This window comes from Acinetobacter sichuanensis (assembly GCF_003024515.2).
Classification (GTDB): Bacteria; Pseudomonadota; Gammaproteobacteria; order Pseudomonadales; family Moraxellaceae; genus Acinetobacter; species Acinetobacter sichuanensis.
On the sequence record NZ_PYIX02000012.1, the window covers coordinates 78,752 to 94,605 of the forward strand.

Here is a 15,854-nt window from a genome sequence, read left to right on the forward strand (position 1 = left end):
AATGAATGATTTATCTAGAGTGTTTAGTTTTGACCAGAGTACAACGGTTGATCTTGAGACGTTATGTCAGGAAATTCGTGAACGTGCAATTACAGGCGAGTTTGATGATCAGGCTTATGTCAGCCAAGACATGATTCAAAAGTTAAAACAATTGGGTGTATATCGTGCACTTGTGCCAAAACGTTTTGGTGGTTTGGAAGTTTCGCCAAGAACATTTTGTGAGTTAATTGAAAAATTATCTATGGCTGATGGCTCAGTGGGTTGGGTTGCAAGTTTTGGAATGAGTCCTGCTTATTTAGGTGGTTTGCCTGAGGAAACTTTGCAACTTTTATATAAAGATTCGCCTGATATTGTATTTGCTGGCGGAATTTTCCCACCGCAACCTGCTGAAATCACAGACGAAGGTGTAGTTGTAAAAGGTCGTTGGAAGTTTTCAAGCGGTTGTATGGGGGCAGATATTGTCGGTGTAGGAATTTCTCCACGTAAAGACAATGAAGCTCAAGGTTTACCGCGTATGGCAGTGTTGCCAGCACATAAAGTAAAAATTGAAATGACTTGGGATACGGTTGGTTTAAAAGGAACAGGCAGCCATGACTTAGTTGTTGAAGATGTATTGGTTGCAAAAGAGTGGACTTTTGTTCGTGGTGAGCCTTCAAAACTGCCTGAACCCTTTTTTAAATATCCATCTTTGTCTTTGGCAACACAAGTGTTGACGGTTGTAGGTATTGGTGTAGCAGCGGCTGCATTGGAAGAGTTTAAAAAACTAGCACCGGGTAAAGCATCGATTACAGGCGGTTCAGAAATTGCAAATCGACCTGTTACACAATATGAATTTGCGCAAGTTGAAGCAGAGTTTAAAGCAGCACGTACATGGTTCTATGAAACGATGGACGCAGTATGGAATGAAATACTTGCAGGGCAAAAACCGACAGAGCAACAGATTAGTGATATGCGTTTGTCTTGTACACATGCAGCACGTGTTGCAGCGCGTGTGGCTCGTAAAATGCAAATGTTGGCAGGGATGACTGCTATTTATACCAATAATGTGTTTAGCCGTTTTGTGAACGACACCAATGTCGTGACACAGCATGCTTTTATGGGCGACGCTACTTTACAAAATGCAGGTTCGGTAAGTTTTGGTCTAAAACCAACACCGGGTTATTTATAAGCATTTTTAGGCAAAAAAGTGAGTATTTAAGATGAATGACATGGATTTGACAGCAATCTTAGCACGTCTAAATAAGCTTGAAGCAGAGAGCGCAATCCGTAATTGCATCAATCGTTATATGGAAATCTGTGATGCATTAGATGCCAATACTGATCTGAATGAATTGATGGATTTATTTGACTCCAACAGTATTTGGGAAGGGATTGGCGAAAAATATGCCAAATCTTTTGGGCGTTATGAATCATGGCAGGCAATTTATGACATGTTCAAAAGCTATACCCAAAAAGAATCACATTTTGTCATGAATGCTCACTTTGTCAGCTCAGAACAAATTTATGTAGAACAGCAGCAGGCAAAAGCCACTTGGCTGATGTTGCAAACTTCAACGTTCCGTGATGGTCGCAGTCATTTAAATGCAGCCAAACTCAGTGTGAAGTTTCAACAACAGACAGATGGAACTTGGAAAATCAAACATTTCCAGACTGAAAATATTTTAAGTCGCCCTGTATCGCATTGGGACAGTACAGCCGAATTGCCAGTACCGACCCAAAATTAACCAAGGATAAATGAAAAAGGATCATCAAAATGAATAGTATTATTCCAATGCAGAATATTGATATTGATTATAACGAGCTTGTGCAAAGTGATCGTGCGCATACATCTTTGTATAAAGATGCCAATATCTTTGAAGATGAAATGGAAAAAATATTTTATAAAACTTGGGTTTGGGTTGCTCATGCGAGTGAAATCCCAGATGCTGGTAGTTATAAAACAATGAACATTGGTAAACAACCTGTGGTTGCAGTACGTGACCGTAAGAAAAAAGTTCATGTGCTGTTAAACCGTTGCCGTCATCGTGCTGCAACTGTTTGTGAACATAAAAAAGGTAAAACCAATAGTTTTGTTTGCCCATATCACGGTTGGAGCTATGCACTTGATGGCAGTTTACGTGGTGTGCCATCTCCTGAAAGTTATGGTGAATGTTTAGATAAATCAGAACTACCAATGATCAGTTTACGTGTCGAAGAATATAACGGCATGATTTTCGCTTCATTTAATCATGATGTAGAGCCACTAGAAGACTTTTTAGGTGCTGCGAAAAAATGGATTGATTTGTTCATGAAACAAGGTGCAGGTTATCCTGTCAAAGTTTTAGGTGAGCACCGTTTTACCTTCCCAGGTAACTGGAAAATTCAGTTAGAAAATACAACAGATGCGTATCATTTCCCATTGGTACACAAATCATTCCTCAGCTCTGTAGATGAAAAAACAGAAGAATTATTTAACTTTGAAAACCAACCAGGCTATGTCGAAGATTTGGGTAATGGTCATAGTGTGATGGTCATGATTCCTGAATTGGTTGATTTAGACGAAGAATTGATGGAACGTCCAATTCAAGAACGTTTTGAAGATTTGGCACAGGCTTTACGTGATGAAGGACATGAAGAGTTAGAAGTGCGTCGTATTGTACGTGCAGTGGGTGGTTCAGGTTTTAACTTAAATATCTTCCCAAATATCGCTTGTTCAATGGCATTTTTCCGTGTAATGCAGCCAATTTCTGTAGAAAAAACTGAAATTCACCATTCTGTGATTACGATGGATGGTGGTCCTCAAATTGCCAACCAATATCGTCTACGTTTACATGAACATTTCCAAGGTCCATTTGGTTTTGGTACACCAGATGACGCTGAAGCATGGGAACGTGTACAAAAAGGTGCAAGTGCAGGTGATGATTTGTGGATCATGCTGAATCGTGGTTTACCAGGTGAAGTGAAAACGGAAGATGGTCTAAAAAGCGATGTGAGTGCTGAAACAGGGATGCGCGCTGCTTATCAGCAGTGGAAAAAGTTGATGACGGCTTAAGGAGAGTGCCATGAAAATTGATTTGAATTTATTAAATGAAGTGACTGCTTTTATTTGGGCTGAAGCAGATATGCTCGACCATTTTGAACATGAAGCATGGTTAAACCTGTGGAATGAACAAGGTGTTTATATTATTCCGATTGATCCGACATTGACTGATTATGAAAATAATTTGAACTATGCCTATGACAATCATCATATGCGTCAACTTCGTGTGAATCGCTTAAAAAATGGTGAAGCAATTTCAACATCACCAAAAGCCAATACTGTACGTAGTGTGTCACGAGTACGCATTATTAAAGATGAAAATGGTGAAATCGTCTTACGTTGTGCGCAGAACTTACGTGAATTTCGTAAAGAAAATTTAAAACATTATACCGCAGATATTACATTCCATTTGGTACGTGATGCAGAACAAGGTTTTAAAATTAATCGTAAAATTATTAACTTAGTTAACTCTACAGATACTTTAGCGGGTATCAGTTACATTCTCTAGGAGAAAAAAATGAAACAGGTTGTTTTAGTGACTGGTGCTGCATCAGGTTTGGGAAATGTCATCGCTGAATATTTTGCAGCACAAGGTCATCAGGTGATTTTATCGGCAAGTACTTTAGAAAAAGCTGAAAATGCTCAAGCACGTAGTGCACATGCAGACCATATGTTTCCTTTGAAATTAGATATTTCACAAGAAGCAGATTTTCATGCTGCTGTGGCGTGGATCGAAACGAAATTTTCTAAACTCGATGTGTTGATTAATAATGCAACAGTCACTAAGGCAACACCTGTTTTAGAAATTACAGCAGCAGATTTTGATTGGATTACCCAAGTAAATCAAAGAGGTACATTCCAAGCCTGTCAAATTATTGGGAAATATATGGCAGATAAAGGTCAAGGACGTATTATTAATATGGCATCGTTGGCTGGGCAAAATGGTGGAACTGCAACAGGGGCACATTATGCGGCAAGCAAAGGTGCAATTGTGACCTTAACCAAAATTTTTGCGAAAGAATTTGCAGCAAAAGGGGTGACTGTAAATGCCATTGCACCAGGTCCAATGGAGTCACCTATTGTACATAGTGTCGTATCTGATGAAAAAATGGCACAGTTTATTCAAAATATTCCAGTGAAAGCCTTAGGAAGTATGGAATTTATTGCAGAAACATGTGCTTTATTGGCAAGTCCAAATGCTGCATTTGTGACAGGTGCAACATGGGATATTAACGGCGGATTATTTATGCGTTAAGCCTTGTGCTTAATGCATAAGAGGGAGAAAAATCATGACTACACTTTATCCTGTTGTTGTTAAAAACCGTCATATTGAAGGTGAAAATGTCGCAGTTATGGAGTTTGAATCTGCGACAGCAAAAGTACTGCCTAAAGTTGAGGCGGGTGCGCACATTGATGTGCATTTACCCAATGGTATGGTGCGACAGTATTCACTTTGTCAAAATCCGAGCCAACAAGGCATATTTCGTTTGGGTATTTTACGTGATCCCGAATCACGTGGTGGTTCAGTTTCTGCATTTGATGACCTCAAAGATGGCATGCAAATTCAGGTCAGTGAGCCTAAAAATTTATTTCCACTGGTTAAGGCAAAACATAGTGTTTTGATCGGAGGTGGAATTGGGATTACGCCACTTATTACGATGGCATACCAGTTGCAACAAGAAGGCGCTTCATTTGAACTACATTATTGTGGTGCAAGTCCTGAGCGTTGTGCTTTTGTTGATGAAATTAAAAATGGTGAACTTGCGGCATTTACAAGCTTTCATTTTAAATCGGAAGGTGCAAGCCATCGGGAGTTTTTTGAATCTGCAATCAAAGATATTGATGCAGAAAGTCATATTTATACCTGTGGTCCAAATGGGTTTATGGACTGGGTGATTAATCTGGCAACAACACAAAATTTTGCTGAAAATCAGATTCATAAAGAATATTTTCAGGTTGATATTGAAACAGGTGGCGATGCATTTGAAGTGATTGCGCAACAAAGCGGCAAAATTATCATGGTGAATGCAGAAGAAACGATTTTACAGGCTTTGGCACGAGAAGGTATTGAAATAGAAATGTCTTGTGAACAGGGTGTATGTGGTACATGTATGTGTGACGTCATCGAAGGTGAGCCTGATCACCGAGATGTTTATTTTACGGATGAAGAAAAAGCCAGTAATGAGCAAATATTAGTCTGTTGTTCTCGGGCTAAATCTGCGCGTTTGGTGCTTGATATTTAAATTTTTCAAATAGATACCGTCCATTTAGGAATAGGACCAAAGATTCAGGAGAGAATAATGAATGCATTACAAGCAATAGAGACTATGCAAATAGATCCAATGAAATTTCGTCGTGCTTTAGGTAATTTTGCGACAGGTGTGACGATTATGACTGCACAAAATGCAGAGGGCGAAAAAGTAGGCGTTACAGCAAATAGCTTTAACTCAGTCTCTTTAGACCCTGCCTTAATTTTGTGGAGTATTGATAAAAAATCTTCGAGTTTTCATGTGTTTGAACAAGCAACACACTTCGCAGTCAATGTTTTGTCAGGCTCTCAAATTGAGCTATCGAATAAATTTTCACGCCGTAATATTGATAAATATGACGGTACAAGCCATCGTGAAGGTGCAGGTGGTGCTCCAATTTTGGCACATTGCTCTGCGGTATTTGAATGTGAACGCCATCAAATTATTGAAGGTGGTGATCATTGGATTATTATTGGCAAAGTTGTAAATTTCCATGATGAAGGGCGTAGCCCATTGGTGTATCACCAAGGTGCATATTCTGGTGTGACCCCACATCCTTTATTGCAAGTAAAAGATACCAATGATCATGTTGAATATGATGTTGGAGCAATGCATCAAGGGCATTTACATCGTAACGTTTGTTATTTGATGAGTCGTGCTTTTAAATTTTACCAAAATGACTATATTCCAAAACAATTGGTGACGGGTTTTAGAACCAGTGAAGCCAGATTATTGTTAGTGCTTGGCAGTGGTACAGCGTCTAGCAAAGCTGATTTACCTCGAGATATTGCAATGCCAATGCGAGAAGTTGAGCAATCGGCGGCGATATTAGCCAAAGAAGGCTTATTGGTGGAAAATGATGGTTTTTATCATTTAACAGAAAAAGGTAAAAAAACAGCACATTATTTATTTGATATCGCCGATAGTCACCAAAATGAAGTCTTTGAAAAGTACCCTGAAAATGAAAAAGAGATTTTCATTAAAATCTTAAGAGATATTGCAGGTATTGTTTAAGACGTTTATTTACCGATAAAAAATGAAAGATTTTATCGGTAAATTTGAGGACTTGAAATTTTGATGAGTGTATTGTGCTGAGTCAATCATTGGGATGATGATTGCTGCAATATATGGTCTAAATTTTAAAAATAGCATCTATATCGATTTAAAATTCGATATATATTTTTAAAATTAACATGAAAATTACATGTATTTATGTTATAAAAATGCTAAGTCGAGAGACTTGTGATAATGAAAAATGGAGTTAAGGATATGGAAATTAAAAAAATATTACTGCTTTCAGCATTAACGACTGTTGCAGTAAATAGTTATGCAGAAATACGTATTGGTGTGGTGAGTTCATCCACTGGACCTGTTGCGATGGTCGGCATTCCACAACGTAATACAGTTGCTTTGCTGCCTAAAATGATTGGTGGTGAAAAAGTCACTTATATTTCATTGGATGATGCAAGTGACCCAACTGCCAGTGTAAAAGCAGTCAATAAACTGATTAATGAAACTAATGTTGATGCGATTATTGGACCATCAGGTTCACCTAATGCCAATGCTGTTATCGGTACTATTGCCAAAGCGCAAGTTCCTTTATTAGCACCAGTTGGTACATCAACGGTCGTGTTACCGATGAATGAGCAACGTAAATGGGTATTTAAAACCACACAAAATGATGAGTTGATTGCAGAAGCTTTAGTCGATGATATGGTGAAGCGTAACATTAAAACTTTAGGTTTTATTGGTACAGCAGACCCTTATGGAGAAAACTGGAGCAAAGTTGTCAGTAACTTAGCAGCCAAGAAAGGGATTAAAGTCACTCAAAAAGAATCTTTTCAACGTCAAGATACGTCATTAACAGGGCAAGCGCTAAAATTAATTGCAGGTAAACCACAAGCGATTTTGGTGGCAGCACCAGGAAGTTCAGCCGTTACTCCACAAGTGGCTTTATATGACCGTGGATATCGTGGGCAAATGTACCAAACACATGGTGCAGCGTTGGATCAATTTTTAAAACTGGGTGGTAAAAAAGTTGAAAATACGATTTTAGCAGCAAGTTTAATGTTGGTGATTAATGAGGTGGCAAATACACATCCATCTAAAGCCATTGCATTGAAATATATGAATAATTATAAAAAGGCTTATGGTGAGTATCCCGCGACTTTTGGCGCTAACGTGTATGATGCAGGTTTGTTGCTTGAAAAAGCGATTCCAATTGCATTAAAGCAGTCTAAACCAGGAAATGTGAAATTCCGTCAAGCTTTACGCAGTGCATTGGAACAAACCAAAGAATTGGCTGCAACACAAGGCGTTTATAACATGACACCAATGGATCATAGTGGTTTTGACAAGCGTGGACGCGTGATGATTACAGTAAAAAATGGACAATGGACGTTGTTGAAATAATTCATCTTTTTTAATTTATTAATCTGCTATTTAAAATTTAGGGTATAAACACTCTTAGCGGAGTGTTGCCTCTAAAATAGCAAGGATCAGGCGTTATGGATTTAGATATCGCATTAATTCTTGGGCAAGATGGCATTACCAGTGGTGCAATTTATGCGTTGCTCGCATTATGTATTTTATTGGTTTTTACCGTAACCCGAATTTTACTTATTCCTTTAGGCGAGTTTAGTGTTTTTGGTGCTTTAACACTTGCTGCAATTCAAGCTGGAACACCAAGCCGTATTGTCTGGTTACTCGTCGTATTTTTTGTTGTGCAATTGCTTATAGATGCTTATGTGAGTTTAAAAAATAACGCAAAGTTTAATTTAAAGAGTCATAGTCTATGGGGGTTTTATATTGCGCTCATCACAGCTGCAATGTATTTTTTGCCTTTAGCAGAGCTACCAATTTTTGTTCAAGTCATACTGGCTTTGGCTGTGGTTACACCGCTAGGTCCACAAGTTTATCGTTTATTTTTCCAACCTTTAGTGGCTGCTAAGCCTTTAGTTCTACTGATTGTTTCGATTGCTGTGCATGTCGCATTGGTCGGAATCGGACTATTAATTTTTGGTCCAAATGGTGCGCAAACTAAACCCTTTAGCGAAGCAACTTTTGAGCTTGGTAGTTTGGTTGTGAGTAGTCAAACTTTATATATCTTATTTGCTTTTTTTAGCATGATTATTTTGTTGTGGTATTTTTTTGGTAAAACACTTTACGGCAAAGCATTAAGAGCAACGGCTGTAAATCGAGTGGGTGCTCAGCTCATGGGAATTTCTCCTATTTTTGCAGGAAAAATCACTTTTGCGATGGCTGCATTTATGGGGGCATTTGCAGGAATTCTCATTGCACCGATTACAACTTTATATTATGACTCAGGCTTTATTATCAGTTTAAAAGGATTTGTGGGCGCGATTATTGGCGGTTTAGCAAGCTTTCCTGTTGCTGCAATCGGTTCTGTTGTTGTTGGTATTATTGAAGCATTTTCAATGTTTTGGGCAAGTGACTATAAAGAAATCATTGTATTTACCTTGATTATTCCATTTTTACTTTGGAAGTCTTTAACCTCTCGTCAAATTGAGGAGGATCATGAATGAAGTCTAAGTATTTATTTATGGGCTTTGTTGCGCTCATGGCAATCAGTCCTTTCTTGCTACCCACCTATCAAGTCACATTATTAAATTATATTGGTCTAAATGCCTTAGTGGTTTTGGGTTTAGTCTTACTCACAGGCGTTGGTGGCATGACCAGTTTTGGTCAGGCAGCATTGGTGGGAATTGGTGCTTATTCAACAGCGTATTTAACTGTGACAGAGCAGCTTCCACAATTTTTAGCATGGACAGGAGGAAGTCCTTGGGCAGCCTTGTTGTTGGGAATATTCATTACTGTGGTTTCTGCACTTTTAGTCGGTGGATTAACCTTAAAACTGTCTGGGCATTATTTACCTTTAGGCACAATTGCTTGGGGAATTTCTTTATATTATTTTTTCTCAACCATTGAAACATTAGGTGGGCATTCAGGGATTTCCAATATTCCAAATATTGCGATTGCAGGTTATGCCTTAGATACCAATAACAAAATGTTTTATCTGATTTGGTTTATTTTATTTATTGCGATTATTTTGACTAAAAACTTACTTAACTCAAGAGAAGGTCGTGCGATTCGTGCGCTTAAAGGTGGGCAAGTTATGGCAGAGTCTATGGGGGTGAATACCTTTAGATCAAAAATGGTCGTATTTATTATTTCTTCAGTTTTTGCGTCTATTTCTGGTTGGTTATATGCGCATAATCAGTCCTTTATTAACCCAACGCCATTTGGTCTACAAATGGGGATTGATTACCTATTTATGGCTTTACTCGGTGGGGTAAGCAGTATTTGGGGTGCAATTTTTGGTGCGGGCATTTTTACAATGATGCGCCAATGGTTACAAGACCTCATGCCTGTATTATTTGGTAATGAAGGACAATATGAAACGATTGTCTTTGGCTTAATGATTGTTGTGTTGATGCAAAAAGCACCATCTGGTTTATGGCCGATGTTGGTAAAATTACTTCCTCAGCGTTTTAAAGCCAATGATTTACATACTGTTTTAACTGAACCTACGCAAAAACTACCCAGCTTAGATTTACCTGTCAAAGGCACAGTCATTTTAGAAGCGAAAAATGTCACAAAAAAATTTGGTGGTTTAGTTGCCAATAACAATATGAATTTAAAAATTCATGCAGGTGAAATATTAGCCCTGATTGGTCCAAATGGTGCAGGTAAAAGTACCATGTTTAATCAACTTTCGGGGGTCGATGTACCAACCAGTGGCGAAGTGATTTTTTTAGGTGAAAAAATTAATGGCAAGCATTCTCGTGAGATCGCGAAAAAAGGACTCAGTCGGACTTTTCAGCATGTCAAAATTTTACCTGAAATGACAGTGCTCGAAAATGTCGTGATTGGCGCGCATTTACGTGGCAAAAAAGGCGTATGGGCATCTTTATTTCGCTTAGATCGTGAAGAAGAAAATAATCTTTTAAATGAAGCTAAATATCAATTAGAACGTGTCGGTTTAGGTGAATATCTTTATACCGAAGCGGGCAGTTTAGCATTAGGGCAACAACGCATTTTAGAAATTGCACGTGCTTTGTGTGCGCATCCAAGTTTATTGTTACTAGATGAACCCGCAGCAGGTTTACGTTTCAAAGAAAAGCAAGCTTTGGCTGATTTATTAAGCAAACTAAAAGCTGAAGGCATGGCAATTTTACTGGTTGAACATGATATGGATTTTGTCATGAACTTGGTTGATCAGGTTGTCGTAATGGAGTTTGGTGAGAAAATTGCAGAAGGCTTACCAGAAGATGTACAAAAAGATGAGGCAGTATTAGAGGCGTATTTAGGAGGTGTAGCATGAGCATCGTAACAGCAAATACGCAAGGGAAAAGCTTACTTGAGGTCAATAACTTAAGTGTTGCTTATGGCAAAGTCGAAGCTTTAATGAACTTTAATATGCGAGTGAATGAAGGACAAATTGTTTCTGTTGTGGGTCCAAATGGTGCAGGAAAAACCACATTACTTTCAGCCATTATGGGGGTATTGGGTTCAAAAGGTCAGGTTGAGTTTGATGGTCAAGTTGAACAATGCCTACAAATTGAAAGAATGGTGGTACGTGGTTTAGGACTTGTCCCTGAAAAACGAGAACTTTTCAGTACCATGACGATTGAAGATAATTTAATGCTGGGTGGCTTTCAGCGTTATCGTCATGGTGATCGGGCTTTAAAAGAAACCTTAGATGAAGTTTATACCATTTTTCCTCGTTTAAAAGAGCGTCGTATTCAAGAGGCGGGTACGCTTTCAGGCGGTGAACGTCAAATGTTAGCCGTGGGACGTGCTTTAATGGCAAAACCAAAATTGTTAATGCTTGATGAGCCAAGTTTGGGGCTTGCACCTTTAATTACCCGTGAAATTTTTAAAATTATTGATCAATTGCGTGGACAAGGTGTATCAATTTTATTGGTTGAACAAAATGCTCGTGCTGCACTAAAACTTGCTGATTATGCTTATGTACTTGAAATGGGTGAATTATCTATGCAAGGAACAGGGCAAGATTTAGTTGAAGATCCTAGAATTATTGAAAGTTATTTGGGAATTAACAGTAAACATCAGGACATTCTGGCAATTTAGTAGGGAGTTTTGTGATGCAAAAAAATGCCAAAATTGCCATTTTAGGAGCAGGTGCAATCGGTTGCACCTTAGCAGCACGACTCATTTTATCGGGTTGTGATTGTGTTAGTTTGATCGCACGTGGTGAAAATTTTCAAGTTTTATCAAAGCAAGGTATTTATCTTAAAGATTTAACAGGTGAATATCATGTGCAGCCCTACCAAGTGGTTGAAGATTTAACCCAGTTAGATAAGCAAGACATTGTTTTTATTGCCACAAAATCCAATGCCTTGCCACAAATTGTGCAATCACTTCAGCATGTTTTACATGCAGAGAGTTTAGTTATTCCTTTAATGAATGGTATTCCTTTTTGGTATTTTTATCAGCAGGAAGCACAACAAGATATTCCTGTGGTGAAATGTTTAGATGCAGATCAGCAATTAATTCAACAGTTTCCTTTAGTACATTTAATCGGTGCGGTTGTATTTATTACCGCAGAGCTAAGAAGCTATGGAAAAGTTGAGTCGAATAATCCGTATTTATTGATTTTAGGTGAACCAACTCATCAAATTACATCACGTTTAACAGCAGTTAAAAAAATCTTTGTTGATACAGAAATTGAGTTGCGAATTACAGAACATATTCGAGATCAGATTTGGACGAAAGTGATTGCAAACTTAAGTTCAAATCCTTTGTCAGTTGTGGCAGGAGCCACATTAAAAGATATTTATTCACATCCTTATTTACGTGAAATTACGTTGCAAATTACACAAGAAGTACGGCAAGTTGCAGCAAGTTATGGCGCCCGTATCAGCATAGACCCAATGACTTTTTTACAACTTGGTGCAGATATGGGCGAGATTCATACGTCAATGTGGTATGACTATCAAAAAAAACAACCTTTAGAAATGGCAGGTATTGCAGAAGCAGTTTTAGAGTTAGCAGAGCGCTTTAACTGTCCGATGCCAGTCACCAAACATATTTGTAATCTTACACATTATTTGAGTCAACAATCACTTCAACCTTAAAAAGGATTTTTATGAATGCAAGTGTAAAACCCACCAGTATGTGTCAGCAGGAGTGGGAACTGCGCGTAAAATTGGCACATTGCTACCATTTGGTCGATTATTTTGGTTGGACAGAAACCATTTTTAACCATATTTCAGCACGTCTTGAGGGAGATGAAAATCATTATTTAGTCAATCCTTTTGGGCTAAATTATAGTGAAATTACACCTGAAAATTTACTCAAAGTTGATTTAGATGGTCATAAAGTTGAACCCTCTGAATATGATGCAAATCCAGCAGGTTTTGCTTTACATAGCGCAGTACATGGCGCACGACATGATATTCGTTGCCTCATTCATACCCATACCACACCAATTAGCGCAGTGGTACAAAAGAAAAATGGTTTTTCCTATGATAGTTTTTATGGTGCGCAACTCTATGGGCGTGTGGCTTATCATGCTTTTGAGGGAATTACTTTATTTGCAGAAGAAAAACAGCGCATGATTGAAAATTTGGCAGATAAACATATTTTAGTGCTGCGAAATCATGGAATTGCAGTAGGAGAAAATAGCATTGAAAAAGCATTTTTCTTACTTTGGACTGTACAGCGCGCGGCTGAAATTCAGTGTCAAGCAGGTGCACTAGGAGGCGAAGACTATCCATTAAGTGAAGAAGTAAAACAAAAATGCACAGATCTAACCGCAATGCTGATTCGTGACAGTGGTTTTGCCATTAAATTTTTTAATGCGATGGTGCGTAAAATGCAAGCAACAACAGCTTGATAGAACAAGCTTAATCAACAGGGAAAATGTGATGAGTATTATTTTAAAAGAAAAAATTGAAGCAAAAGCTGCATGGATCGGTAAGGATTTAGCACAAAATCAACAAAATTGGATTTATCAACTTTCACCACATAGTTTAACGGTATTTGATCAGGCACTCAAACAAGTTGAAGCGAAACATTTAACTGCACCACATTTTACTCAGCAAGACTTTTTGATTGATGATCAAGATGTATTAGCAGAAATCGCACATTGGGCAGATGAACTCGAAAATGGTTATGGTTTTTTTGTACTACGAGGCTTATCAGCAGAGATCTACTCTGAAACACAATTAGCCATTATTTATTATGGTTTAGGTTTATATTTGGGTGAACCTGTAACTCAAAATCCAAAAGGGGACTTGATTGGCTTTGTACAAAATGTCGGTGATCAAAGCCAAAAATCGACACGGGTTTATGAGACAAATGCTTATTTACCTTATCATACTGACTTATCGGATGCAGTTGGACTACTCTGTATTCGTAAAGCCAAAGAAGGTGGTTTGAGTAGTTTAGTTAGTGCAGCTACCATTTATAATAAAATTTTAGCCGAATATCCTGAATATCTAAGTTATTTTTATCATCCGATGCCTTGTGCGCATTTAGGTGATGATATTGAACCACTTACGCCTATTTTTAGCTTTTATCAAAATAAATTAAGTTGTCGTTATATGCGTGCATATATTGAACTTGGACATGAATATCAAAACTTTAAAATTTCTCAAGTTCAAAAAGAAGCTTTAGATCTTTTTGATCATTTTATTCATGATCCTGATTTACGTTTAGATATGATGTTAGAATCGGGCGATATCCAATTTTGTAATAATTATGCAGTGATGCATTCTCGAACAGGATTTATAGATGATGAACATCCTGAAAAAAATCGTAAATTATTGCGCCTTTGGTTAAAAATGCCAAATGCACGTATGTTATCGCCAGAGTTTCCAGGCAGAAATGGTATAGCGGTTAAAGCAGCTTAAGAGATTAAACATTAAATTTAAAAAATGCTTTAAATGTAAGGTTCATTTGAGGCATTTTTTGTTTGAGATAAAGGATAAAACATAAAAAAAGATGTAATGTCGAAACACTACATCTGAAGAGGAAACATAAAAATAAAACAGAATTAATTCAAAATACCACGTAGAGCTTGCGTAAATTCTGTTGGGCATTCGATATTTGAAATATGAGAAGCATTAATTTCAAATAGCTGACTATTTGCAATGCGATCAACCATATACTGACCATCTGCAACAGTAGTTACAGGATCTTGCTGACCTGCGATTACAAGTACTGGAACTGTAATATTTTTCAATTCTTCACGTAAATCTGCTTTAGCCAAAGCTTCGCAACAACTTGCATAACCTTCTGCGCTGCCAGCTGCTAAGTCGTTACTTAAAGATTGTACAGTTGCGGCTTGGCTTTGGATAAAGCTTTCCGTAAACCATCTTGATGCCGCAGTTGCAGCAATGGTTTGCAGACCTTGTTGGCGTACTAAAGCAGCACGCTCATTCCATGCTTGTTCTTGTCCAATTTTTGCTGCGGTATTACACACAACAACATGATTAAAACGCTCTGGCTTATGAATAGCAAGCCATTGACCTGTTAAACCACCCATTGAAATACCACAGAATGTTGCTTTTTCAACCTGTAAATGATCTAACAAATTCACAACATCTTGCCCAAGTTGTTCAATACAATATGGACCTTGTGGTGCAGAAGAAGCGCCATGTCCACGTGTATCATAGCAAATCACAAAGAAATCATTTTGCAATGCATCAATTTGCGGTTGCCACATGCTGTATTTTGTACCCAATGAGTTAGAAAATACAATTGCAGGCTGACTTGCATCACCAAAAGTTTGGTAATTAATTTGGGCATCATTGGATGTAAATGTTGGCATTTTCTTTTCCTCATCCTCTTTCTTCTTTGCGGAATGATATTCCTCATCCTTTAAGAAAGGAGGGAAGAAAGAGCAGTTATCTTTGTAGAAAAAATCCCCCTAAATCCCCCTTTTTTAAAGAGGGACTTTACTTAGGAGGGATTAAACACGTTCAATAATCAAAGCAATGCCTTGACCGACACCGATACACATTGAGCACAGGGCATATTTGCCACCTGTTGCTTCAAGCTGATTCAGTGCGGTAATCACCAAACGTGCGCCTGATGCGCCAAGTGGATGACCCAAAGCAATCGCACCACCATTTGGATTGACTTTCTCTGAACCATCGGCAATACCTAAATCACGAGTGACTGCCAATGCTTGTGCTGCAAAAGCTTCATTTAGTTCAATCACATCCATCTGCTCAAGTGTTAAACCTGTTTGAGCAAGCAATTTTTTGATCGCAGGTGCAGGACCAAAGCCCATAATGCGAGGCTCAACACCGACTGTTGTTGCACCAATGACTTTGGCACGGGCTTTTAAACCATAAGTTGCAACGGCATCATCAGAAGCGATAAGGAGCGCTGCTGCACCATCGTTAATGCCTGAAGCATTACCCGCAGTGACTGTACCTTCAGCTTTCACCACAGGTTTTAACTTGGTTAATGCTTCAATGGTGGTTGCACGAGGATGTTCATCTTTTGCCACAACAATGGCATCGCCTTTACGCTGTGGAATCGTTACTGCAATAATTTCTTTGTCGAAGAAACCTTGAGCCTGTGCAGCC

16 protein-coding genes are annotated in these 15,854 nt (G+C 38.3%); 14 read left to right on the forward strand and 2 right to left on the reverse strand.

Annotated elements, in window-relative coordinates; genetic code table 11:
* Nucleotide 1 precedes the first annotated feature (1 nt).
* The 14 genes from C9E89_RS09435 to C9E89_RS09500 all read left to right on the forward strand — a co-directional run bounded on the left by C9E89_RS09435 (nucleotide 2) and on the right by C9E89_RS09500 (nucleotide 14,168).
* Entirely contained in the window at nucleotides 2-1,168 is a 1,167-nt protein-coding gene (locus C9E89_RS09435) for an acyl-CoA dehydrogenase family protein (RefSeq protein ID WP_107007955.1), read from the forward strand.
* Nucleotides 1,169-1,199: 31 nt separating this feature from the next.
* Complete coding sequence (locus C9E89_RS09440; RefSeq protein ID WP_107007954.1) at nucleotides 1,200-1,724, forward strand: nuclear transport factor 2 family protein; 525 nt, start codon at nucleotides 1,200-1,202, stop codon at nucleotides 1,722-1,724.
* A gap of 29 nt (nucleotides 1,725-1,753) precedes the next feature.
* On the forward strand, nucleotides 1,754-3,031 hold the full coding sequence (locus C9E89_RS09445; RefSeq protein ID WP_107007953.1) for an aromatic ring-hydroxylating oxygenase subunit alpha: 1,278 nt from the start codon (nucleotides 1,754-1,756) through the stop codon (nucleotides 3,029-3,031).
* A 10-nt stretch (nucleotides 3,032-3,041) separates the two neighbouring features.
* Nucleotides 3,042-3,527, forward strand: a complete 486-nt coding sequence (locus tag C9E89_RS09450; protein ID WP_107007952.1) for an aromatic-ring-hydroxylating dioxygenase subunit beta — start codon at nucleotides 3,042-3,044, stop codon at nucleotides 3,525-3,527.
* 9 nt (nucleotides 3,528-3,536) lie between these two features.
* Entirely contained in the window at nucleotides 3,537-4,274 is a 738-nt protein-coding gene (locus C9E89_RS09455; protein WP_107007951.1) for an SDR family NAD(P)-dependent oxidoreductase, read from the forward strand.
* A gap of 34 nt (nucleotides 4,275-4,308) precedes the next feature.
* Nucleotides 4,309-5,262 carry a PDR/VanB family oxidoreductase gene (locus C9E89_RS09460; protein ID WP_107007950.1) on the forward strand — a complete coding sequence of 318 codons (954 nt, stop codon included), beginning with the start codon at nucleotides 4,309-4,311 and terminating at the stop codon, nucleotides 5,260-5,262.
* Between the two features lie 54 nt (nucleotides 5,263-5,316).
* Nucleotides 5,317-6,282, forward strand: a complete 966-nt coding sequence (locus tag C9E89_RS09465; RefSeq protein ID WP_171405116.1) for a p-hydroxyphenylacetate 3-hydroxylase reductase component — start codon at nucleotides 5,317-5,319, stop codon at nucleotides 6,280-6,282.
* 255 nt (nucleotides 6,283-6,537) lie between these two features.
* A complete protein-coding gene (locus tag C9E89_RS09470; protein ID WP_107007948.1) occupies nucleotides 6,538-7,680 on the forward strand; it encodes an ABC transporter substrate-binding protein in 1,143 nt (380 codons plus the stop codon).
* Nucleotides 7,681-7,775: 95 nt separating this feature from the next.
* On the forward strand, nucleotides 7,776-8,813 hold the full coding sequence (locus C9E89_RS09475; protein WP_107007947.1) for a branched-chain amino acid ABC transporter permease: 1,038 nt from the start codon (nucleotides 7,776-7,778) through the stop codon (nucleotides 8,811-8,813).
* Nucleotides 8,810-10,612: a branched-chain amino acid ABC transporter ATP-binding protein/permease gene (locus C9E89_RS09480; RefSeq protein WP_107007946.1), complete on the forward strand. Its 1,803-nt coding sequence runs from the start codon at nucleotides 8,810-8,812 to the stop codon at nucleotides 10,610-10,612. Before C9E89_RS09475 ends, C9E89_RS09480 begins: the two co-directional genes overlap by 4 nt.
* Nucleotides 10,609-11,382, forward strand: coding sequence for an ABC transporter ATP-binding protein (locus C9E89_RS09485; RefSeq protein ID WP_107007945.1), 774 nt, complete (start codon nucleotides 10,609-10,611; stop codon nucleotides 11,380-11,382). The genes C9E89_RS09480 and C9E89_RS09485 overlap by 4 nt, the downstream gene beginning before the upstream one ends.
* 14 nt (nucleotides 11,383-11,396) lie before the next feature.
* Nucleotides 11,397-12,389, forward strand: a complete 993-nt coding sequence (locus tag C9E89_RS09490; RefSeq protein WP_107007944.1) for a ketopantoate reductase family protein — start codon at nucleotides 11,397-11,399, stop codon at nucleotides 12,387-12,389.
* 11 nt (nucleotides 12,390-12,400) lie between these two features.
* A complete protein-coding gene (locus C9E89_RS09495; RefSeq protein ID WP_107007943.1) occupies nucleotides 12,401-13,150 on the forward strand; it encodes a class II aldolase/adducin family protein in 750 nt (249 codons plus the stop codon).
* A 31-nt stretch (nucleotides 13,151-13,181) separates the two neighbouring features.
* Nucleotides 13,182-14,168, forward strand: a complete 987-nt coding sequence (locus C9E89_RS09500; protein WP_107007942.1) for a TauD/TfdA family dioxygenase — start codon at nucleotides 13,182-13,184, stop codon at nucleotides 14,166-14,168.
* A gap of 143 nt (nucleotides 14,169-14,311) precedes the next feature.
* Here C9E89_RS09500 and pcaD read toward each other — a convergent pair whose 3' ends face one another.
* The gene (pcaD, locus tag C9E89_RS09505; protein WP_107007941.1) at nucleotides 14,312-15,088 is read right to left on the reverse strand and encodes a 3-oxoadipate enol-lactonase; all 777 of its coding nucleotides are present in this window, start codon (nucleotides 15,086-15,088) and stop codon (nucleotides 14,312-14,314) included.
* Nucleotides 15,089-15,229: 141 nt separating this feature from the next.
* Nucleotides 15,230-15,854 (reverse strand): acetyl-CoA C-acyltransferase (locus C9E89_RS09510; RefSeq protein ID WP_116746693.1); only part of this gene is annotated, 625 nt, incomplete at its 5' end.

Excerpts from the sequence above, each read along its gene's own strand:
- C9E89_RS09435 (WP_107007955.1), top strand. The coding sequence starts at position 2 with ATGAATGATTTATCTAGAGTGTTTAGTTTTGACCAGAGTACAACGGTT.
- C9E89_RS09440 (WP_107007954.1), top strand. The coding sequence starts at position 1,200 with ATGAATGACATGGATTTGACAGCAATCTTAGCACGTCTAAATAAGCTT.
- C9E89_RS09445 (WP_107007953.1), top strand. The coding sequence starts at position 1,754 with ATGAATAGTATTATTCCAATGCAGAATATTGATATTGATTATAACGAG.
- C9E89_RS09450 (WP_107007952.1), top strand. The coding sequence starts at position 3,042 with ATGAAAATTGATTTGAATTTATTAAATGAAGTGACTGCTTTTATTTGG.
- C9E89_RS09455 (WP_107007951.1), top strand. The coding sequence starts at position 3,537 with ATGAAACAGGTTGTTTTAGTGACTGGTGCTGCATCAGGTTTGGGAAAT.
- C9E89_RS09460 (WP_107007950.1), top strand. The coding sequence starts at position 4,309 with ATGACTACACTTTATCCTGTTGTTGTTAAAAACCGTCATATTGAAGGT.
- C9E89_RS09470 (WP_107007948.1), top strand. The coding sequence starts at position 6,538 with ATGGAAATTAAAAAAATATTACTGCTTTCAGCATTAACGACTGTTGCA.
- C9E89_RS09475 (WP_107007947.1), top strand. The coding sequence starts at position 7,776 with ATGGATTTAGATATCGCATTAATTCTTGGGCAAGATGGCATTACCAGT.
- C9E89_RS09480 (WP_107007946.1), top strand. The coding sequence starts at position 8,810 with ATGAAGTCTAAGTATTTATTTATGGGCTTTGTTGCGCTCATGGCAATC.
- C9E89_RS09485 (WP_107007945.1), top strand. The coding sequence starts at position 10,609 with ATGAGCATCGTAACAGCAAATACGCAAGGGAAAAGCTTACTTGAGGTC.
- C9E89_RS09490 (WP_107007944.1), top strand. The coding sequence starts at position 11,397 with ATGCAAAAAAATGCCAAAATTGCCATTTTAGGAGCAGGTGCAATCGGT.
- C9E89_RS09495 (WP_107007943.1), top strand. The coding sequence starts at position 12,401 with ATGAATGCAAGTGTAAAACCCACCAGTATGTGTCAGCAGGAGTGGGAA.
- C9E89_RS09500 (WP_107007942.1), top strand. The coding sequence starts at position 13,182 with ATGAGTATTATTTTAAAAGAAAAAATTGAAGCAAAAGCTGCATGGATC.
- pcaD (WP_107007941.1), bottom strand. The coding sequence starts at position 15,088 with ATGCCAACATTTACATCCAATGATGCCCAAATTAATTACCAAACTTTT.